Origin of the sequence: Nostoc sp., assembly GCF_036919495.1 — a bacterium.
Taxonomy (GTDB): domain Bacteria; phylum Cyanobacteriota; class Cyanobacteriia; order Cyanobacteriales; family Nostocaceae; genus Nostoc.
Genome location: NZ_JBALBZ010000009.1, coordinates 1 through 20,908 on the forward strand (window position 1 = coordinate 1; position 20,908 = coordinate 20,908).

17 protein-coding genes and 1 pseudogene are annotated in these 20,908 nt (G+C 39.6%); 6 read left to right on the plus strand and 12 right to left on the minus strand.

The window, feature by feature from the left end:
- A partial coding sequence (locus V7K25_RS00960; protein ID WP_335154270.1) for an FIST signal transduction protein occupies window positions 1-733 on the minus strand: 733 nt, incomplete at its 3' end.
- Window positions 734-1,514: 781 nt separating this feature from the next.
- Here V7K25_RS00960 and V7K25_RS00965 point away from each other — a divergent pair.
- The 3 genes from V7K25_RS00965 to V7K25_RS00975 all read left to right on the plus strand — a co-directional run bounded on the left by V7K25_RS00965 (window position 1,515) and on the right by V7K25_RS00975 (window position 7,513).
- Window positions 1,515-2,345, plus strand: a complete 831-nt coding sequence (locus tag V7K25_RS00965; RefSeq protein WP_335154271.1) for a peptidoglycan-binding domain-containing protein — start codon at window positions 1,515-1,517, stop codon at window positions 2,343-2,345.
- A gap of 401 nt (window positions 2,346-2,746) precedes the next feature.
- The gene (locus V7K25_RS00970) at window positions 2,747-3,934 is read left to right on the plus strand and encodes a TRC40/GET3/ArsA family transport-energizing ATPase (RefSeq protein WP_229556380.1); all 1,188 of its coding nucleotides are present in this window, start codon (window positions 2,747-2,749) and stop codon (window positions 3,932-3,934) included.
- 252 nt (window positions 3,935-4,186) lie between these two features.
- Window positions 4,187-7,513 carry a GAF domain-containing protein gene (locus tag V7K25_RS00975; protein ID WP_335154275.1) on the plus strand — a complete coding sequence of 1,109 codons (3,327 nt, stop codon included), beginning with the start codon at window positions 4,187-4,189 and terminating at the stop codon, window positions 7,511-7,513.
- 166 nt (window positions 7,514-7,679) lie between these two features.
- Here V7K25_RS00975 and V7K25_RS00980 read toward each other — a convergent pair whose 3' ends face one another.
- Window positions 7,680-8,141 (minus strand): hypothetical protein, encoded by a 462-nt coding sequence (locus tag V7K25_RS00980; RefSeq protein WP_335154277.1) that lies wholly within the window; start codon window positions 8,139-8,141, stop codon window positions 7,680-7,682.
- Between the two features lie 607 nt (window positions 8,142-8,748).
- Between V7K25_RS00980 and V7K25_RS00985 the strand changes: the two genes are divergently transcribed.
- The gene (locus tag V7K25_RS00985; protein ID WP_335154279.1) at window positions 8,749-9,021 is read left to right on the plus strand and encodes a hypothetical protein; all 273 of its coding nucleotides are present in this window, start codon (window positions 8,749-8,751) and stop codon (window positions 9,019-9,021) included.
- 63 nt (window positions 9,022-9,084) lie between these two features.
- On the opposite strand, the gene V7K25_RS00990 is transcribed toward V7K25_RS00985, so the two are convergent.
- From V7K25_RS00990 to V7K25_RS01005, 4 genes and pseudogenes are all read right to left on the minus strand, one after another.
- On the minus strand, window positions 9,085-9,549 hold the full coding sequence (locus V7K25_RS00990; protein WP_335154300.1) for a DUF1634 domain-containing protein: 465 nt from the start codon (window positions 9,547-9,549) through the stop codon (window positions 9,085-9,087).
- Window positions 9,543-9,893 (minus strand): annotated as a pseudogene (locus tag V7K25_RS00995) (TSUP family transporter); the annotation flags it as partial. The pseudogene V7K25_RS00995 and the gene V7K25_RS00990, both read right to left, overlap by 7 nt.
- A 449-nt stretch (window positions 9,894-10,342) precedes the next feature.
- Complete coding sequence (locus V7K25_RS01000) at window positions 10,343-11,101, minus strand: phosphatase PAP2 family protein (protein WP_335154281.1); 759 nt, start codon at window positions 11,099-11,101, stop codon at window positions 10,343-10,345.
- Window positions 11,102-11,259: 158 nt separating this feature from the next.
- Window positions 11,260-12,501: a hypothetical protein gene (locus V7K25_RS01005; protein WP_335154283.1), complete on the minus strand. Its 1,242-nt coding sequence runs from the start codon at window positions 12,499-12,501 to the stop codon at window positions 11,260-11,262.
- 157 nt (window positions 12,502-12,658) lie between these two features.
- On the opposite strand from V7K25_RS01005, the gene V7K25_RS01010 reads away from it, so the two are divergent.
- Window positions 12,659-12,928: a hypothetical protein gene (locus tag V7K25_RS01010; protein WP_335154285.1), complete on the plus strand. Its 270-nt coding sequence runs from the start codon at window positions 12,659-12,661 to the stop codon at window positions 12,926-12,928.
- Window positions 12,929-12,999: 71 nt separating this feature from the next.
- Here V7K25_RS01010 and V7K25_RS01015 read toward each other — a convergent pair whose 3' ends face one another.
- From V7K25_RS01015 to V7K25_RS01030, 4 genes are all read right to left on the minus strand, one after another.
- Window positions 13,000-13,734 (minus strand): glutathione peroxidase, encoded by a 735-nt coding sequence (locus tag V7K25_RS01015; protein WP_335154287.1) that lies wholly within the window; start codon window positions 13,732-13,734, stop codon window positions 13,000-13,002.
- A 262-nt stretch (window positions 13,735-13,996) separates the two neighbouring features.
- Complete coding sequence (locus V7K25_RS01020) at window positions 13,997-14,929, minus strand: alpha/beta fold hydrolase (protein ID WP_335154289.1); 933 nt, start codon at window positions 14,927-14,929, stop codon at window positions 13,997-13,999.
- A 21-nt stretch (window positions 14,930-14,950) separates the two neighbouring features.
- Complete coding sequence (locus tag V7K25_RS01025; RefSeq protein WP_335154291.1) at window positions 14,951-15,772, minus strand: SDR family oxidoreductase; 822 nt, start codon at window positions 15,770-15,772, stop codon at window positions 14,951-14,953.
- Window positions 15,773-15,906: 134 nt separating this feature from the next.
- The gene (locus V7K25_RS01030) at window positions 15,907-16,392 is read right to left on the minus strand and encodes a glutathione peroxidase (protein WP_335154293.1); all 486 of its coding nucleotides are present in this window, start codon (window positions 16,390-16,392) and stop codon (window positions 15,907-15,909) included.
- An 878-nt stretch (window positions 16,393-17,270) separates the two neighbouring features.
- Here V7K25_RS01030 and V7K25_RS01035 point away from each other — a divergent pair.
- Window positions 17,271-17,726, plus strand: a complete 456-nt coding sequence (locus V7K25_RS01035) for a DUF2141 domain-containing protein (protein ID WP_335154295.1) — start codon at window positions 17,271-17,273, stop codon at window positions 17,724-17,726.
- 2 nt (window positions 17,727-17,728) lie between these two features.
- On the opposite strand, the gene V7K25_RS01040 is transcribed toward V7K25_RS01035, so the two are convergent.
- Window positions 17,729-18,868 carry a peptidoglycan-binding protein gene (locus tag V7K25_RS01040; RefSeq protein WP_335154297.1) on the minus strand — a complete coding sequence of 380 codons (1,140 nt, stop codon included), beginning with the start codon at window positions 18,866-18,868 and terminating at the stop codon, window positions 17,729-17,731.
- A 191-nt stretch (window positions 18,869-19,059) separates the two neighbouring features.
- Entirely contained in the window at window positions 19,060-20,127 is a 1,068-nt protein-coding gene (locus tag V7K25_RS01045; RefSeq protein ID WP_335154298.1) for a DMT family transporter, read from the minus strand.
- Window positions 20,128-20,908: the final 781 nt, after the last annotated feature.

A 20,908-nucleotide genomic window follows, 5' to 3' on the forward strand; every position in this document is an offset into this window, starting at 1 on the left:
ATCTCAGTTGCACTCGACTTAATAAATCCTCAACATTTAAGAAACTGGTTTGCCAGTTGCTGTTACTGTACCTCATAACAGCCGTAAGTGCTGTAGTTACACGGCTACGTTGGCTGATGGGAGTCCAACCACTGGCAACTCCGTGGGAAAATAGTAGTTGTCCAGAGAATAGCAGCACTGGAACTGAATCACTCAATACTTCACCTTGGAAGAATTGGTAAGTTTTGTCAAAGGTATAGTCATCGGCAGCCATTCCCCCAATGATGGGAATATGTTCTCCCAGACTTTGTTTTAAACCTTCTAAAATTAAAACCCCATTGCTCGTTAGACTATCAGGAAAGGTAAGGCACAGTTGTGGTACAGATGCACTCTTTGCCTTTGCTTGTGCGATCGCTTGTTGAGCTGCAAGGGCTGGATTTTTGGATGGTTCTCGTCCAATACCTGCCCAAATTTCCACTTCATCGGTAGCAAATAGCATTAAGGTTAGAGAATCTTGCTGAAACTCCAGAATTGAGGAGATTTCTCCATTTGTAGTTCCACCAATCAACTCAATTCCGGGAAAAGCATCTTGGATGCGTTGCAAAATTAACGCATGGTCAAAGTCTATAGCAGTGAATAAAAGCCCAGCTTGAGGAAGGGAGCCTGCAAGAGAACGGCTACATTTTTGAAGTACTTCAGCGATCGCATTTTGAGAATCAGGATCGTCACTATGACCAACAACAACTTGAAACACAAGTACCTCATCGTAAGTTTTAATACTAGGGTGTTAACCCAATTTGGATGGGAGCAAGCAACCTACAGTTAGATTTCCCATTTACTTTAACTAAATCTCAATTCACCTGAGTTTTTATTTCCGCCTTATCTGACGATACAAAAACTGCATGAAAAATTTTGAAAGCATTTTCTACAAAATTAACTTCCTAGTAGGGAGGTACAATACAACGTAGTTCTTGCACGGCTTCAAACCGCTCAGTATGACGATTTATGTAATTCACCAAATTGCGTTGTAGCCGCGAGTGATAAAAGGGTTGGCATTGATCTTTGCAGCGCTTGCCCGTTAATTAACTCCCATGCGGGGGAAGCCTCAATGTTGGGTTGGGAGAGAAACTCGGCTAAAGGGATCTTTGCAACTGATTTCATTTTGACCATTTATAAGAGCATAGATTCTTGCCGCACCTTAATATTAAACTACTTCCAACTCAGTAATATATAGTCACTGCTAACCCTACAATCAATAAAGAGCGATCGCACTACTATCAAGTTTAAGACTTCAGCTATATATGCAAACCACTAATTCTACAAGTGCGATCGCGCTACTTAAACTACCAAAATGACGATCTTACGGCGTTATTGCTGCCTACTTTTTATAGAAAATTGTCCTTATAATGGCATGTAATATATGCGATCGCTATTTATAAACAACCCGAGGCGATCGATCATCAAAGCTAAATGCCTCAAAGAGTTGCACCTTGGGTCACGTATCGCTTAAAGTTTGGAACAACTTGTAAACAAACATGTTAGATTTATTTATTTCTACTTACATAATTTTTGTAAACCAAGATACATTAAATGGTAGTTTAGTAGCAAAGGAACCAAAAAGTATGGCTGTTAGTAGTCCTGAAGTCATCCGTCATATATTGATTGGGCTGGGATATTTAGCTCCTGAGATAGATCCTAAACCGGATCTGACTAAATTTGCTCCTTGGAAGCGCAATAACAACTCCTTAACAGATGATCCTACTGAAGAAGCGATTAAAAAGTTTCAAAAACAGTATCCACAAAAACTTGAGGTTAATGGTAACGCTGATGCCCAAACTCGAAGTGTAATGGAAGAAACAGTAATCGGACTTCAGAATAGATTGAAGTTTCACGGTTTTGCAACCAATGCCGAAATTCCAAAAGACTTGCCTTTTTATGGGCCAGCCACTTATACAGCAGTCAAAAAATTTCAGAAATCTCAGGGTTTAACTGAAAATGGCATTGCCACTATTGAACAGCGTCAAATTCTACAGCAACCTACTCTTACAAACAAGCCGCAGTCGCAGCCACAGTCACAGATTAAGCTGATAGATTTATTGGCTCAATTCAAAAAGAATCCTCAAAATCCTTCTTACATTGCAGCCCTAAATAACTTACAACAAAATCTCCCCAAAGACGTTTTGCACAAAGTTACTAACAAATGGAGGGGGACAAACGATCAAAATCCTGAGATTGTCAAGCTGACAAATCTATTCACTTATTATGATGACAACAATCAAAACCATCGTGATGCACTAACTCACTTACAAAGTCAGATCACCCCAGCTATCTATAAAGAATTTATTAATCTCTGGAATAAGAAGTAAACTAACCCTAAAAGTCAAGAGGACAAGGGGCAGGAGGCAGGGGGCAGAGGGGATAACCCTATACATAAATGTATTAGCTCTGGAACAAGGACGTATTATTTCACACGAACAGCGTGCCTCGAAATAAATGTTTCTATCCTACGCATAAATAAATTTATTTGCTCTGAATCCCTCTTGGCAGGGGAACTTAGAATCTTTCTCCCTTGCTAAAAAGCTCCCTGCTCCCCTGCCTCTTCTGGTCATGTCCCGCCTGGAACTAAAGTTCTAGGCAGGTGACGTCAGCCAACAGTCAAGCTATTCAAACTGTTCACGCCTCGACGGAGTGAAGCAGCATTTATTTTCTTAAACAGTCGATAATGTAAATAAATGTAATAAAATCCTCAGGTAGGACAAAAGCATCTATGCGTGTAATTTTGATGACCGGTAAAGGCGGCGTGGGCAAAACTTCCGTTGCTGCTGCGACTGGACTCCGTTGTGCGGAACTAGGCTATCAGACATTGGTTTTAAGTACAGATCCCGCTCATTCTCTTGCAGACAGTTTTGACATAGAACTGGGACATGCACCCCAAAAAATTCGTCCAAATCTATGGGGTGCAGAATTGGATGCGCTGCAAGAACTTGAGGGAAACTGGGGTGCGGTGAAACGTTATATTACCCAAGTTTTACAGGCAAGGGGTTTAGACGGCATACAGGCAGAAGAATTGGCAATTTTACCAGGCATGGATGAGATTTTTGGCTTGGTAAGGATGAAACGCCATTACGATGAAGGTGAGTTTGATGTTTTAATTATCGACTCAGCCCCTACAGGTACTGCACTACGCTTGCTGAGTTTACCTGAAGTCGGCGGCTGGTATATGCGCCGTTTTTACAAACCATTCCAAAACATCTCGGTAGCACTTCGCCCTCTGGTTGAACCTTTTTTTAGACCAATTGCTGGTTTTTCGTTACCAGATAAAGAGGTAATGGATGCACCCTATGAGTTTTATGAACAAATTGAAGCTCTGGAAAAAGTATTAACAGATAATACTCAAACTTCAGTGCGTCTGGTAACTAATCCTGAAAAGATGGTGATTAAAGAATCTCTGCGTGCTCATGCTTATCTGAGTTTGTATAATGTGGCAACAGATTTAATTGTGGCTAATCGAATTATTCCCCGCGAAGTGCAAGACCCATTTTTCCAACGTTGGAAGGAAAGTCAGGAGCAATATCGCCAAGAAATTCATGATAATTTCCACCCTCTACCTGTGAAAGAAGTTCCTCTATTTTCTGAGGAAATGTGCGGTTTAGCTGCCTTAGAACGCCTGAAAGAAACTCTTTATAAAGATGAAGATCCAACTCAGGTTTATTACAAAGAAACGACTATGAGAGTCGTACAAGAGCAAAACCAATACAGCTTAGAAATTTATTTACCTGGGATTCCGAAAAACCAAGTTCAACTAAGTAAAAATGGAGACGAATTAAACATTACTATTGGCAATCATCGTCGTAACTTAGTTTTACCACAAGCCTTAGCAGCACTACAACCAGGAGGGGCAAAGATGGAAGATGACTATCTTAAAATCCGCTTTGCTGACAATATAAAAGTTTAATATTGCTACGGCAATGTTTGACAAAAGGTCAAGACTAAAAAGGAAGAATTTTTGGTTCTAGCTAATACAGACGCAATTTTTTAGCGTCTGTTTCTATGATGTATGGTTGAATTTGTATAAAAGGTAAATAAATATTTTGATTAATGATTTGCCCGTAGTTTTACTGAAGACAAATTGATTAAATAAATTTCAAAATAGCTTTAGATTTAATTATGTCACTTTGCAAATTATTAATTGATTTTGCTATAAGCAATGACCTCCAACCCTGAACCAGATTTGCCCTTATGTCGTCATGAAGAAAATTTACTACGCCGCATTACAAACCGTATCCGGCGAAGCTTAGAGTTTGAAGAAATTATCACAGTGACGACGGCAGAAGTGCGATCGCTCCTAAAAACTGACCGAGTGATGATTTACAAATTTCATACCGATGGCAGTGGTCAGGTCATTGCTGAGTCAATTTATAACAATTGCTTGCCATCGCTATTGGGGCTGAATTTTCCTGCTGATGATATTCCACCCACTGCTCGTGAACTATTTATTAAATCACGGGTGCGTTCTGTTGTTAATGTTGATACTCAAGAGATTGGTCAAAGTCACCTCCATGACTTGGAAAATGGAGAAACTATATCAGAGGAGATCCGTTACCGCCCTGTAGACCCATGTCATGTTGAATATTTGACGGCAATGGGGGTAAAGTCTTCTGTAGTAGCGCCCATTATCTATCAAGATCAACTTTGGGGGCTACTAGTGTCTCATAATTCCCAAGCGCGTTTGATTTCAGAATATGAACTAGAAGCAGTACAAATGGTAGTCGAGCAGTTGTCAGTAGCGATCGCTCAAAGTACACTGCTTACTCAAGTCCGCAAAACAGGGGAACGGGAAGCGATCGTTAACCGCATTGCTACTTTACTACATTCATTACCGACAATTGTATTACAACCAGCCCTAGAAGCGGCTGTTGCTGCCTTTAATGGCGTTGGTGGCAGGCTTTGCATTAGAAATGCAGCTTTTGATTCCCATAATGGCGACATGAGCAGCTTAACACAATGTTTAATACCAGGAAACACTTGTGCCAAGCTTTATATCTGTGGACAGCAGCCTGTGATGCCAGAACAAACTATATATCCATTGATAGAGCAGTATAGCGTCTGGCAGGAACACTACAACTCTGGAAAATACGATACTTGGGCGATTTCAGATATATATCAAACTCCTAGCTTGCGAAGTTTGCAACCCGCTTTTCAAGCAATTAAAATTCGCAGCATGTTGATGATCCCACTTCAGTATCGTCAGCAATTGCTGGGCTATTTAAGTATTTTCCGCAATGAAATAGATACAGAAACGCTATGGGCGGGACAGTATGACAGCGATCAAAGGCAGCTTTACCCCCGTTTATCGTTTGAGGTTTGGCGCGAATCTAAAAAAGCACAAGCTCAAAAATGGACAGTCGAAGAAATTGATCTAGCTACAGACATCGGTAAACATTTTGCTTCAGCAATTCAGCAGTATGAACTATACCAACAAGTACAAACCTTCAATGAAAATTTAGAAAAACAAGTTAAAAGACGCACAGTTGAGTTACAACGGGCAGCTGAACAAGAACAGGCTGTGTTTAAAGTTATTGCCGAGATTCGGGAATCTCTTGACACAGATACCATTTTTCAAACAACTACTAAAGAAGTTTGCCAATTAATCAAAGCCGATCGCGTTTCAGTTTATCGTTTTGATTCTAATTGGGGTGGTGAATTTGTCGGAGATTTTGAGGCTGCTAGTCCATACTGGTCGAATGAGTCCGAACTAGGTGTTAATACAGTTTGGAATGATACGTATTTACAAGATACACAGGGAGGACGCTACCGCAACAATGAAACATTTGCGGTCGATGACATCTACAAAATGGGGTTTAATCAGTGTCATATCGACAATCTAGAACAGTTTCAAATTCACGCTTTTGTGCTTGCTCCGATTTTTGTTGGGCAAAAACTTTGGGGTTTGTTGGCAACTTATCAACACACTGGGCCTCGGCGATGGAAAGCCTCTGAAGTTAACTTTCTCAGTCAAATTGCTGGTCAAATGGGCGTAGCACTCCAGCAAGCTGATTTACTCACTCGGACACGACAACAGACGTTAATTTTGCAACAAGCAGCAGAGCAACAACGGGTATTGTTTGAAGTTGTTGCCAAAGTTAGGGAATCTCTTGATCTAGATGCAATTTTTCAGACAACTACCCAAGAAATCTGTAAATCACTACAAGCTGATCGAGTTGCAGTTTACCGCTTTCATGCTGATTGGAGTGGTGAATATATCGCCGAATTTGTGAGTGATGGTTGGGTAAAGTTAGTAAGCTCTGATACTAATACAGTTTGGCAAGATAGCTATTTGCAGGAAACCCAAGGTGGGCGATATCGTAACAATGAAACCTTTGCAGTTGATGACATCTATCAAGTGGGTCACTCTGATTGCCACGTTGCGGTTTTGGAGCAAATTCAGGCAAGGGCTTATGCGATCGCACCTATATTTATCGGGCAACAGCTATGGGGCTTATTAGCAGCTTACCAGAACTCTGCACCGCGCCATTGGGAAGCTTCGGAAATTAAGTTTATCACTCAAATTGCTAATCAGCTTGGGGTTGCACTTAAACAAGCACAATTACATAATCAAACCAAAGAGCAGACCGAAAAGCTGACTCAAGCTCTGCATGATTTAAAGCAAACTCAAACCCAACTGATCCAAACTGAGAAAATGTCCTCACTGGGTCAACTAGTAGCTGGTATTGCCCACGAAATTAATAACCCGGTAAACTTTATCTATGGCAACATCAATCATGTCAACGATTACGCCGAAGATTTACTCAGTATACTAAACCTCTATTTGCAAAGTACCCCTAATCCTAGTCTTGAGATACGCGATCGCGCCTTCGAGGTAGACTTAGAATTTCTGATCGAAGATTTGCCCAAAACTCTATCTTCCATGAAAATTGGAATTGATCGCATCCGGCAAATTGTCTTGAGTTTAAGGAATTTCTCTCGCCTTGACCAGGCAGAAATGAAGCCAGTTAATATTCACGAGGGCATTGATAGCACCTTGCTAATTTTGCAGCATCGCTTAAAAGCAAAACCAGAAAGTCCGGCGATTAAATTAGTCAAAGAATACAGCGATCTGCCCTTAGTAGAATGCTATGCTGGGCCACTGAATCAGGTATTTATGAATGTTGTAAGCAATGCGATCGATGCCCTAGAAGATTACAGAGAATCTCAATCAAATCCTGATACCAGTCAAATTATCATTTGTACTGCTTTTGGAGAGCTTGAAGGCAATATTAAGAGCGTAGTAATTCGTATTGCAGACAATGGCCCAGGAATACCAGAAGCCCTAAAAGCAAGAATCTGCGATCCATTTTTTACTACTAAGCCAGTAGGAAAAGGCACTGGCTTGGGGTTGTCAATAAGTTATCAGATTGTCGTAGATAAACACGGTGGTGTGTTTAAATGTGATTCTCAACCGGGGTTAGGTACAGAATTTTGGATTGAAATTCCGATTAAACAAATCACCAAATCGCACCATCAACTCCCGTAGCTTAGTTTGATCTACTCTAAACTCACTTCTGGAACTACTTGGAGAGCGGATGGTAGGTTTAGTTCCCATCAATGTAGTACACACATCCCTCCGGTATTTTTATATAAATGGGATGCTCCCTGTAATCCCTACAATCGATTCATTTGTAGAAACGTAATCACTTAAATTAACCGTTGGCGAATAAAATAGGAGAATCAAGAATCTTCAACTGGATCAATAGAATAATCAACAGTGTATAAGCTGTTGAAGAAATTAAACCCGTGATTAATTCTTTTTTCAGGTTATGCTCTTGAGGTTCTTTTTGAAAAATGTCTTTAGAACCGAATTGCATCAAGAGAATTCCCACAATATTAGAGAGCCAGTATCCTATAATCGAACAAGGTAAAAGTAATTTTGGGGAAAGCAAACTACATGCATACCCAAAACCATAAGCTATTGGCAAATTAAATAGTAGATCATTCCACCAACATAGTGGTGACAATAAATATCCTAATACTAAAAAGAATCCACCTCTGAGTTTTTTGAAAATGTCTTTCTTGAACTCTTTTGGAGTAAACTGTTCTAAGCCCTCCTGAGTTGTGTCTTCTGCTACATTCAACTCTTGACTGACATTTTGGACGCTTTCCATAAAAACCCATTATTTCTATCGACTTAGTGTAGTTTAATATATAAACTAAACCAAAGTCTAGTACCGCAAGGCGGAAGTCACTCATTCAAAAGTCAAAAGTCAAAATGAATACAGCGTAAGAGTTTCGTTGATTTGAAATGGATGGTTTCGTTACGCTGTACTGTCCTAGTACAGGAGGGATAACATTTAGCTTTTTGATACTGGAGGTTTTACCACTGAATAGTTTCAGCAAAATAGAAGTTTTACTCAGATGGTATTGGGCGGTGATTTATATCAAAGATACATGAGTGCGGTGTCTACCGTGTGCTACGCCTACGCATTTTATAAAATCTGAGTTTATTCTATGATATTTAAGCTAAATACAGGGATTTAAACCTAATTGAGACAATCACCGCGACTTATCGCTCAATAGGTTTCAAAATCAAACTATATCTTTTTAAATCATAGCATACAATGAAATCCAACACCGATACTGCAACAAGCAAAGCCTCCTTAGACTGGGGTAAGTCGATGTTGAGTATAAAATTTTTTATTTTACATATAGCCGGGACAGAAATTTGAATTAATAATAGCTACAATAAAATTATTGAGGCATCTTAATAGGAAAATGACAGATTTAACTCCAAATAGCACATTTTTAATAGCAGGAATTGTTTTTATAACGATTGCCATCATCGGACAATCTAAATTAGGTTTTATTGAAATTAATCCCGGTTGTTTTGGCAGATTTTTGGCTTTATTTATTGGGATTTCGAGCCTATTGTATGCTTTAGGATTATTCAATATTTCAACGGTCAGCTTTGACTTTTTAAGAACTTCTCTGCTAGAACAAGTTAAACAGAGTATAAGTTCAATAAATGAACTTTTGCAAGGATCATAATAGGTCTAGAAGATTAATTTTTGTCAGGGGCAAAATCAACCTTTTGCCCATTTTTTTATAGTTCTAATAATACGCTCCTACCAGACTGTAAATCAAACTAGTCATTACTAATAAAGTAACAATCACATAGATAAATTCTCGCTGTAATAAGAAAGTCAATAGAGAAATAAAAACACGCACAATTGGAGTAGCAATTAATAGTAAAAGTCCGAGTTGAATAATCGCGCGTAGGCGTAGCCCACCGTAGGCATCGCTACCTGATAAAACTGCTTTTACTACACCTGCTGGTGAGCGAAATTCCGATGGTTCTCCCCGAAAAAAGTGATATCCAGCAGGTTCAGCACCGTGATGAATCAAGTAGAGTATACCCCCCAGCAAAACGACAGCACTAGCTATCAAAACACCATATTTCATAAGATTACTAAGCAAATATTCCAATTGCTGCTCACTTGATGTTTTTGTCAAATTATTGTTAACATCAAGTGAGCAGCTATTAGGCAATTGTGCTACTGTGTTACTGGAAGGTATGCTGAATAAATGAGGACGATCGCTAGTACAATAGTCAGGGCTTTCACAGAAACAAAAGTAGCGATCATTGCTCCTGCGATCGCACCAATGGTTGTGGCTACTTCTAAAAACATTCCCAATCGCAAATTGGTATAGCCTTTTTTAATATAGGTAGATGCTGCACCCAAAGAAGTTGCAATTACAGATACTAGTGAAGCACCAACGGCATAGCGAATATCAACACCAAATACAGAAGTTAATAACGGAACAATTACTACTCCACCTCCTAACCCAGTTAGCGCCCCTAACAAGCCAGCGCTAAATGAACCAATCCAAATTAATAATGAAAATTCTAAAATAGTCAAATTTAATACCTCTTTTTTTTTACATGTATATCAAAATGGCAGAATATTTTTTGTATTATTGAGAACTAACCCGAACAAATTGCAAGAGATTGTAGACGCATGAGGGATCAATGCATCTACCAAGAAAGCCAGGGCTTATTTCATTCTCATCTAGCCCACCTCAGAATGAATTCTGAGTCTAATAGCAAAAGTCGTCTAAAGACGACTGAGAAAAGGTTATAGTTTGATTTTTGTCTGTGTCTGTGCGTCAGCCTAAAAAATAATCCTTTAAGCGGACATAATATTAGGGACTTCCAAGAAATAAATTATTCCAAGAAACGAACCACAGAGACAAGGCAGCGCGGTCTTGGGGGTTTCCCCCATGAGCGACTGCCGCGCAGAGAACCCAGAGAGAAGAAATAGAGAGAGTTTTTGCCTCAGTTTTGGAACATTTTTTATTTGGAAGTCCCTTACTCCTTATTTATCAACTCTCTTTCTTCAGGGAGTAAGGTAGTTTCATCCTCAGGGCGATCGCCATGTACCGATTTGGCTATAGTTCTATAGGGTTTGATAATTAGACTGACGCCAATTGTCCAACCTAATGCAACCATCGAACCCGCGAGAACGTCGCTGGGAAAATGTACCCCCAGATAGAGACGACACCACGCAATAGCTATTATGTATAAGCTACCAAAGATGAGAACTAACCAGCGTCGGGAGCTATCCCAAGTTAAAAATAGCAAAATTGCTACTATAGTTATACTCGTCATGGCATGACCACTGGGAAAGGCAAAACTATACTCAGGCGCAATGGACTGCCACAATTGTGGACGCACTCGATGCATTAATTCCTTTGCTGTGCGGTTGATGATCGTACTTCCTGCTGAGACGGTGAGTAAATAAGCTAGCGATCGCCAGCGTTTTTGAAGTAATAATATGAGTGCGATCGCACCTAATATTGGTACCGCCGTCCAAGGCTCTCCAATTCTCGCTAGCGTCACGGCTAAAACATCAAGCTGTGGGTTTGCTGTAGAATGAACTGCTAATAAAATAGGCACATCCCACGGGAAGCCAGCTTTATTTTCCCATATCTTCACTGTCAGAATTTCAAAAATCTGCAAAGGTAAGTATACTCCTATCAAGAGGAGTAAGAGCGATCGCCAACGGGCAATCAACAGGTTTTTGATAAAAGAAAGAGGCGACGGACTCTCTTTATTGGCTTTTTTCACTTTTTCTATATTAAGTTCTTGTAATCAATTAACGTAGAAGTTGTTTCTCAATGTCATCTATCAGCAGACAGTTTTAGTTACTTTGACTCCTGAACACCAAACAAATTTAATAATGTTGTTTGGAGCCAAGCATAGCGAAACTTTCACAACTTTACTGATTACAAAATATTAGTATTTTGAGAAGCTCCACAATGTTTACAATACGGCAAATATTTATAAGTCAGATTATGACAATTTTGACATTCAATGTCTTGATAATAACCACAGTGCGGGCAGTAAGTATCAAGATGTCGAATTTTCTTGGCGCAATTTACACAGCGTGATTTTTGGACTCTGCTAGCTGCCTGGACTTTAACATTAAAGACAAATTTTTGAAAAAACTGAATAATTCCAAAACCGATAATTGGAATCAGCAAGATATAAGCATAATTGATCAGGAAAAGTAAACCACCAAAAAGGGCACTAATAATATCAAAAAGGAATTTAAATATTGCCCCAATTTGAAGAAATTCAAATATTTTAACGATTAGTGGAATAAAAAAGATAACTAGCAAATGCCAGCTAATTAGTGAGATTAGTCCAAATCCTCTTCTTTGGGAAAATTTGTGAACTGATAAGGCAATGAGAATTAACGGTAGAAGAAAGAGGGACTGAAAAGCAAGCTGGATACTGGGATACCAAAATGATGCCTGCTGATAGCCTTTGTCAACTTGCCGGAATTGATTATCATCTTTAAGAAAGGCTATAAAACTAATACTTTCCGGTTTGATAAGCAGTTCATTTTTAAGAGTAGAATTTTCTTGTTTAAGAGTAGAAATTTGGCGATTATTTTGTTCTAATGTCTGTTTAGCCTTTTCAGCACTGACTTGATTAATTGATTGTTCACGGCCCTGACCTGCTATTTTTTCTAATAACGTTGAGTCATATTGGGCTTTAATAGTGCTATTGGCTTGTTCAAGCGTAATGATTTTCGCTTGTTTCCGATCAATAGTTTTGATGATTTGCTGCTTATCAGGATTGTTAATTTTATCCTTATAGTCGGCATATTGCAAACACGTTTTAGAAACTTTACCTAGATGTCCTGTTTCGGCTTGTTGATAGTTTCGTTGAAAACTGAGTTGATTATTCGGATTATCTGGTAATGAAAGTTTAACAATTTCATAGTCTTTATCTTGAGTGTTTTTTGTCCGGTAATTTTGCCACTCCGAATAACATGGATAAGCTTCGGTCGGGCTGATATGCCATCTGCTAATATCATCGAGTCCCGTAAAAACATTAATCAAGATAAAAATATCAATTAAAATAATGACAATCAAACTTACTTTATTCAGTGGTTCGTTATTGATTGTCCTTGAGTTACTAAAAAATTGGTTTAAAATTTGGCGGATTATAGCAAACATATTGTATTTTGAATAAACCCCACAAGAGTTTGATTTAATTCGACTATGCAATTTAGATGTTTTTAGTTTAACTACGAAAACATCCAAAAAATCACTGAGGCTATAAAGGTAAAATTTTTACAAAATATAAAATAATAACTACTTAATTTCAAGAAGTATGGGATTGATTGTGGTGGTTCTGATCATCAGCTTATCACTTGCTTTAATCAAACTGTGGTCAACTCAACCACGGGGCAAGGGTTCTAAGCCATACTTCAGTGACCCGAAAAACAGAAAACTGCAAAAACGTTTACTTATCTCACTTAATGGTGATGCCACAACAGCCGAACGATTACTCAAACAGCAGCGCCAGAGGCACGCGGGTCAATCGGATGCATGGTATTTGGAGAAAGTGATTTATGATTTGGAACGCGATCGCCGTTACTAAAACTCAAAACAAAAGATGGGCGACCTTTGAATACGTTGTAGGGACGCACATCTGTGCGCCCCTAGTGAAAACTATTTAGCAGTGAAGTAGGCTTCTAATGCCTCAGAACCACCAATCAATTTACCATCGATAAACACTTGGGGAACTGTTGTTGCACCTGTAACTGCTCGTAAGGAACGGGTGGTGATATCCTTACCCAAGGTAATTTCCTCGTAATTAATATTATGTTCCTTGAGCATCTCTTTGGCACGCGCACAGAAGGGACAACCGACTTTGGCAAACAGAGAAACGAGTTCGGGCTTCACTGCTTGGGGGTTGATATATCTGAGCATTGTTTCAGCATCGGATACCTTAAAGGGATCTCCTGGCTCGTCTGGCTCAATAAACATTTGGTTAATTACACCATCTCTTACGAGCATTGAGTAGCGCCACGATCGCTTCCCAAATCCCAAGTCTGATTTGTCTACCAACATCCCCATTCCTTCAGTAAATTCACCATTACCATCAGGAATGAGTGTGATATTTTCTGCTTCTTGATCCTTTGCCCATTCGTTCATTACAAAGGCATCATTGACAGAAATACAGATAATGTCATCAACTCCATTTTCTTTGAAAACCCCTGCCAATTCGTTATAACCAGGGAGGTGAGTTGATGAACAAGTCGGTGTATAAGCACCTGGTAAGGAGAAGACAACTACTGTCTTATTAGCAAACAATTGATCCGTTGTCACATCCACCCACTGGCTGCCCTGGCGTGTATGAAAAGTGACAGTAGGAACTTTTTCTCCTCGGCGATTGGGGAACATAATTTTGCTTCCTGAAGTAATCAATTCCAGTCATAACCTATCATGGGAAGACTGGTATGATATAACTATCAATCAGCTAAAAAACTTCATTAAGAAAACAGAATTCAGGAGTCAGAAGTCAGAAGTCAGAATGCTCTACCCATGTTCGCGCAGCGTCTTGCTCTTAAGGGATGGAGTAATAACCGGAAGAATATTTGAATTTCATTGCGCCTATAAGGGGCAAGGTTTTAAACTAATATTCATTACTCAGTCTGATACCAATTCATTCTGAATTCTCGTTGATAAAGGTCGCGATCGCTGCTATAAATTCAGTAGTTGATTCATAGGGTAAAACATTGCGCCCATTTATTTTTATACCTTGGCCTTGAGGCAAACAGGCGAGATAGTGAGTTAAGCGTTCGTCTGGCGTTTCTTTTTTACCTTTTTGACTAATACTTGATGCAGTCTCTCCCATAACCGCTAATGTTGGTTGCTCAATAGAGGCGATAGAACTAGTATAATCCTGTCGCCAAAATCCTGCTAAAAAAGAAAACACTGCATGACGACTAGCAGGATTTTCTGCACCTGCAACCAACGTGTTCAACCACTCAGCATCCACAGCATTCTCAGAAGCAAAAAGTTGACGAGTCGAGAAAGAATGTAAAAACTTTCGGGTGCGTGCATAGCGATAAAAAGCACTCCCAAAAGGCGAATCTAACAGATTCCAAGCAAATTTTTGCCGCCATTCTGGTGATTTATTTGTCATCAAAGCCCACGTTGGAGGCCCAGAGAGGACAAGTTTGGTAATTAAGTTTGATTGCTTTTGGACTAATGCAATCGCAACTGGTAATAAAGCACCTTGTACTACTACAATCACAGGTTTTTGCACTACTGTTTGTAAAAAGTACTGCAACTGTTCTGCCCAATCATTAGGAGTGTAAGCCAGATGAGGCATATCACTTTCGCCACACCCTAGCAAATCAGGGTTATAAATTAAATTACGCTGACCTGTATTGTCCCATTCGTGGCAAAATCGCTGCCAAAATTGCCGCGACAATCCGACGCCAATAGGATGAATTAACAGTAAAGGAATGCCTTCAGGTGTTGTGTTAGTTGGTTGATGAACTTCGTAGGCGCAACGATAATTCTGCCAACTGTAAAACTGGCTAGGATGTGCTGTCAAATTGGTTGTGTTTGTTACAGCAGATGGTTGCATAATTCTTAGTTTTAATAGTTGCTAAAAAATTATTTGTGGATGAATTAGCTGGTATCCAGCTTCTTTAAGCTTTTCATTCGATACCCAAGCATTATATGGGCGGGTACTCTTAATAGAAGTATCCCATATAACTTTGGGTAAATTATGTTTTTCAAATAGGTTATCTAGCAAATCTCGACTAGTGAGATGTGCATCATCTACCAGATTATAAATCCCTTGTAAACGACGGTGACGGGCAAATTCTATTGCACCAACAATATCATCAAGGTGAATCCAATTTGTGATATCCTCACCGCCGGGACGAGTTGTACCAGAATATCTGCTAAATATTTTCACCAGCTCTCTACCAGGGCCATAGATTCCTCCTAAGCGAAATATACAAACGCGGAGATTTTCGCTAGATGCTGATATCAGCATTTCCTCTGTTTTTCGGAGAATTTGTGCATTTGAATTAGCGGGTGCAAGCGGTGTTTCTTCATCTACCCAAACACCATTTCTGTCACCATATACGGCATAACTACCTGTGTATATTAATTGTTTTATACTCGGAACCTGCTGTAAGGATGAAACTAAAGTTTGGGCAGTTTTTAGATAAGTTTCTTCATAAAGTTCTGCACCTTTTGCACCAACGCTCAAAAGTACAACATCTTGATTGTGCAAAACTGATTTTAGACTATCTAAGTCATTACCACGGGTAACTACAACTCTTTGGGATACTGATTTTAGTGCAGGGACACGCTCAGAGGAAGTTGTGGTTACACTGACAACAAAATCCCCCTTTTCCTGCCAATATTGAGCAGCTTTATAACCAACATAACCACAACCAATGATTGCAACATTCATGACAAATTAGACACAATTAAATTACTAATCGAGAATATTTTCTCAATTAAGGGACTAGACGTAAATCAATTTAACACTCCAAAGCTAACAGTCAATAGTCAATAAGACATAATTTTTTATTTAATGACTAATAACTATTTAGCTAATTCTTTTTCGATTATGGCAACGATTTCTGGTGAATTTGGTTGGATACTACTATTAAATCTAGCTATCACTTCACCTTGTTTATTAACTAAAAATTTTTCAAAGTTCCAAGCAATAGTTCCCGTTGGCTCAACGGCTTTAGTAAGTCTTTCATAAAGTGGATGCTGCTGCGAGCCTTTAGCATGAACTTTATCGAATAGTTCAAAGGTAATACTATATTTACTCGTGCAGAATTTCACAATCTCTTCATTGCTTCCTGGTTCCTGCGCTCCAAAATCGTTACAGGGGAACCCTAAAATACGTAACCCTGCTTTCTCATACTTCTGGTTCAATTTTTCTAACCCCTCGTATTGAGAAGTATAACCGCAGTAGGATGCCACATTTACAATTAAAAGTACCTTGCCGATATACTCATTTAATTGTTTATCCTCACCGTTGATAGTCTTAACTGCGATGTCCGAAATCGTTTTACTCATCTTGAATCTGATTTATAGGGAATATTGCCAAGTTTCCCATATTACAGGTACTGTAAACCCTGTTTTTTTAAGGAAATTAGGTTTGTTAGCCCTATGATTCTATTTAATTCAGGCTGTAAGCTTGTATAAGAGTTTTGATAGATATTTCTTTTAGTGATTGATGCTGAATGGGCTAGGCGATGTTTAACGATAAGCTAAGAGGTGGAGCGTCTTAGCTCAACTGCTGCACCCAATCAATAATGATAGCGATCGCCTGTGAGTTTACCTGAGCGACAACTCTTTTGTAAATAGCTCAACCAATTCAGCATCTCAGGATAGTAACAACAGTTTCTTAAACTTTTACTAAGGTAATTTGGTTTTCTGATTTTTTAACAACTGGTCTAAAGGAATACTAATATGAACTACCAATGCATAATTAATAGATTGAACTGATTTTGCAAAATTCTCTATCCAAGCCGGAAAAGTAGGAGGTATAAAACCACTTACTTTTTCAAATTTTTACCTGATTGGCAGTTTATTATTTTAGCGATCGCAACTAAAAATACTAACTAATACCATTTCATATCATGTTCGCATAATTAGTTATGATTTCCACAGTCATTGCACCCCACACGCCAGTCGCTCATGGGGGAAAGCCCCTTGGCGCTAGCTTCTCCCTTTGGCGGAGTGGGGTTCTTCGGGTTTAATAATAAGTAATCAAGCGAACATGATATCACGGAATAGCTTACTTCTCTCAGACTTACTTAGACAAATCTAGAGACGAAATATAGCAGGATGCTTGCGAGTATTGACTAAATAATGGCACCATGAATCTGCCTGATCTGAATCAAAGTTAAAACTTAATTTCAGCAGAACTTATTTTACCTTGAGAAAATTTTATGGTTAGAGGATTAAGAGTTAGTATGCTGCTATTAGCAGTTCTGGGAAATCTGGCGTGGTCATTTAGTGCCAAGGCAAATTTTAACGGCAAACTCACCGTAGAAATTGATGGCTTGAAGAATAAACAAGGACAAGTCTGTGCCAGTATATTTGCTAACAGTAAAGGATTTCCTAGCGATCGCGATCGCAGCTTACAAAAGCAGTGTACCAAGATTACTAGCACTCCCTTACTTATTACCTTTGAGAACTTGAAAGCAGGTAGTTACGCCGTTGCTGTCTTCCACGATCAAAATAATGACGGCACTCTCAATAGAAATGTTTTTGGTATACCAAGCGAAGGCTTTGGATTTTCCAGAAACCCAGAAATTCGCACAAGAGCGGCCAAATTTAGCGAAGCAGCATTTTTAGTGGCAGGCCCGGACACTGATATCCAAATTCAATTGAAATATTTTTAGGTTTATTCTCGTGAATCGTTATGTGAATCTTCTGGTAGACTTTGTTGTTCCGGCAAACCACGCATTCGATTCATCTGAATTAAAGCATATCGTGCTGTTGCTTGTACCTCGGCATCTGGGTCTTCTAGTGCATGGTGCAACATCTGACTCATTTGACCCATCATGTCATAAACACGCGTCAGGTCACGAATCGCATTTTGCCGCACTTGTGGACTTTCATCTTGCAGTGAGATTGCTAGTCCACGATTCATTGGTTTGAGTGTGCGGATACCAATTTCTGCCAAAGCTGCCAAAATTAAGCTGCTTTCTTGAGAATCGGCATCAATCATCAGGTCAACCAGATGCTGAATTGCCCGCGAATCTCCCTGCTGACCCAAATCCCAAATAGCCCTGCGCCGCTTTGTTGGGTCAGAATTGCGTAAGTCTTGAATTAATTCCTCAACAATATTGAGTTTAGTTAGCCGAGAAGTTTTTCCTGGTAGCAGTAATTTTGTGGCGAGTGGTGGCATATCTGTTTGTGGATTAGTTACAGTCTCTGGAGAGGGTGATATCATGGGGGTTTTGTTAGCTTCACTCAAACTTTTAGTCTCTGATATTTCGGATTGCACTTGTTTCCCCTGACGAAACCACCTCAGCAGATAAACAAGTGTGCCAATACTTCCTAGAGCCGCGATGGATAATATTAACCACCAGAGAAAACCTTTATCTGGTGGTTCGGATGTTGTAATTGGTTTGGAAGTCGCAGCAACAGAGGCAACTATTGGAGAGGTGGCAATCTGATTTTTGGATATCATTGCTGCTTGCAGCCTCCCCCTAGTCACCAGACCAGCAAGACCATCTACTTTTAAACCCTTTGCTTTCTGGAATTTAGTTACAGCGATTTCTGTACTGGCGTTGTACTCTCCATCTATCACGCCACTGTAGTATCCCAACTCCTTTAATTGGGTTTGTAATCTCTGTACATCTGATTTTCGACTACCATATCTCAAAACATTCGGACTAGCAGTGACTGTTGAACTAGCTTGTGCAAGTTCTAAAGTTTCAGGTGCTAGGTTAGGTGTTGCTGTGCTTGCACGATTTGGGTAAAAACCCACGCAAGAAAAACAGGTAAATATCAAAATTGAGGAACGACATAGCCTCATATTGCAAGTTTCAGCCTGAAAGTGCTTTTGAAGTATTCTTCTTCGATACCACAATAGCTTCAAGATTACCAAATGTTAACTGTCATTTTTTCTTGGGCATTGGGAATTGGGTGTTCTCTTTCATCTCTCCCAGTCTTTTTCTTAAATTTTGAATTTTAAATTGATTTCTCTCTCATCTTACCTTTAACGAGTTAGGGTAAAATTTCTCGTTCTGATTCTCTCACTCCGAAAGTTATGGGGTTCAATTTTTTAGCAGATGCTTCTAAAACTGGTTGCTGTATATTAGCTATTTCGCCGACAGTAACTGTGTCGTTTTGCGCTGCTAAAGTATCACGTTGGTTAATGAGATAGATGCTGATTAAAGTTAAGAAAACACCGACCCACTGCAACGGACTGAGGACTTCTGAGAGGAAGAGATTGCCGAATAGTAGGGCAAAAACGGGTGTGAGGAAGGTGAGGGAACTAAGACTGGTGAGACTGCCACTAGAGGCAAAGTAGAAGAATAAACCGTAGGCGATCGCACTGCCAAATACGGTAGCATAACCCAAAGCCACTAAATCAGATGCTCCTAGATTCTCCCATTGCTGGGATTCGATAACTGATGAAACTCCCCATAGTGGCAATCCACCCAAAATCATGTGCCATCCTGTAGAGGTTACTGGGTCAGCATGTCGGCACACAAACCGAATCAACACTGTTCCCACTGCCATTGATAGGGCTGCTAAGAGCATCAACCACTCACCACTAGCAAACAAATCTTGCCAGTTACCAATTGTGATATTTGCGCCTGAGTCGAGAAAATGTAAAATCAACTCATCAGGTAAACCAATTAAACTAATGCCTGTTACACCCAAGCCCAGCCCCAGCCATCCCCAAAAACCAATGTGTTCCTGGAATAGCCACAACGATAGTAAGGCAACAGCCAAGGGTTGAGAGTCAATCATCACAGACCCTAACCCCGCACTGGTTCTAACCAATCCCTCTGCCAAAAAGCCTTGAAACAGCGTCCCATCTACGAGGGCAAATAAGGCAATCCACAGCCATGCAGCCCAACCTTTCGGCTGGGGTTTACCCATAAATGCTGCTGCAATCAGAATTAACATCCCTGCTGGTATCAGACGCACACCTGCCATGAATAGCGGTGTGGTATGGGGTATTATTCCTTTCATGGCTACCATTGCCGTCCCCCATAGAAAAAAGGGGGCAATTAAGAGAAGAGGGGCGAAGGGAAGTTTAGATGCACTGAGTTTCAGTTGCATGGGTTTGCTGATGCCTTTGTTTAACAAGCGCAAAAATTGCTTTACCCAATTTTACCGAAATTATGTAGTTTTGCGTAGGCATGGATTTATTAGACTTCTTGCAAAAAATTTTGTGGTATAGTGATGGTTTGACTAAATCCAAGAGAAATTTAGGCTTTTTGAACTTCAAAGTTATAAATCCCAGCAATTAAATGACAGCGCTCTTCTATTACGTTTCCTGCGATTGCGGTAGCGCTGACTCAAAATCCGAAAAACTTTGAAACACCGATTAAAATGTTTAATCACTACTCGACGACTCGCACTTATCGCGGTTGGATTGCTTCTGAACATTCGTTAACTTACCTCCTTTAAGTTTCTTCTGAGGTAAGTGACTATTAGTGTGTAATTTAGAAATTCCTTGTTAGCCACTGTCTTCTAAGCTTTAGGTTTCGCAGTGAAAACGAACCTTACACTCTACAAATAGCTTGTAGTCATGTTTGCGACCATAACCGTTTACAATACAACCAATTTCTTGGGTTGTTAGGTCAATTATCAATTTAGATTTAAGAGTATGCCGTTTTTGTTACCACTATAAAAGCGTTTTTACCCGTGTTTCGGACGTTCAATTTGACTCTCGAACCATAGAACTGTTCCAACTCAATGGTCTTTCTAACAAAACCATAGGTATTTTCACAATTTTAGAGGTAAAGGAGGCAGAAGGCTTAGAGATGGGCGCTGTTGAGATGAAACTCTCCTTTATATATAACGAATCTGTCTCTAGTATCGGTAGAGCCGTTCCGAC

Excerpts from the sequence above, each read along its gene's own strand:
- V7K25_RS00965 (WP_335154271.1), top strand. The coding sequence starts at position 1,515 with ATGTTAGATTTATTTATTTCTACTTACATAATTTTTGTAAACCAAGAT.
- V7K25_RS01020 (WP_335154289.1), bottom strand. The coding sequence starts at position 14,929 with ATGCAACCATCTGCTGTAACAAACACAACCAATTTGACAGCACATCCT.
- V7K25_RS01015 (WP_335154287.1), bottom strand. The coding sequence starts at position 13,734 with ATGTTCCCCAATCGCCGAGGAGAAAAAGTTCCTACTGTCACTTTTCAT.
- V7K25_RS01040 (WP_335154297.1), bottom strand. The coding sequence starts at position 18,868 with ATGAGGCTATGTCGTTCCTCAATTTTGATATTTACCTGTTTTTCTTGC.
- V7K25_RS01005 (WP_335154283.1), bottom strand. The coding sequence starts at position 12,501 with ATGTTTGCTATAATCCGCCAAATTTTAAACCAATTTTTTAGTAACTCA.
- V7K25_RS01010 (WP_335154285.1), top strand. The coding sequence starts at position 12,659 with ATGGGATTGATTGTGGTGGTTCTGATCATCAGCTTATCACTTGCTTTA.
- V7K25_RS00975 (WP_335154275.1), top strand. The coding sequence starts at position 4,187 with ATGACCTCCAACCCTGAACCAGATTTGCCCTTATGTCGTCATGAAGAA.
- V7K25_RS01030 (WP_335154293.1), bottom strand. The coding sequence starts at position 16,392 with ATGAGTAAAACGATTTCGGACATCGCAGTTAAGACTATCAACGGTGAG.
- V7K25_RS01035 (WP_335154295.1), top strand. The coding sequence starts at position 17,271 with ATGGTTAGAGGATTAAGAGTTAGTATGCTGCTATTAGCAGTTCTGGGA.
- V7K25_RS01045 (WP_335154298.1), bottom strand. The coding sequence starts at position 20,127 with ATGCAACTGAAACTCAGTGCATCTAAACTTCCCTTCGCCCCTCTTCTC.
- V7K25_RS00980 (WP_335154277.1), bottom strand. The coding sequence starts at position 8,141 with ATGGAAAGCGTCCAAAATGTCAGTCAAGAGTTGAATGTAGCAGAAGAC.
- V7K25_RS01025 (WP_335154291.1), bottom strand. The coding sequence starts at position 15,772 with ATGAATGTTGCAATCATTGGTTGTGGTTATGTTGGTTATAAAGCTGCT.
- V7K25_RS00985 (WP_335154279.1), top strand. The coding sequence starts at position 8,749 with ATGACAGATTTAACTCCAAATAGCACATTTTTAATAGCAGGAATTGTT.
- V7K25_RS00970 (WP_229556380.1), top strand. The coding sequence starts at position 2,747 with ATGCGTGTAATTTTGATGACCGGTAAAGGCGGCGTGGGCAAAACTTCC.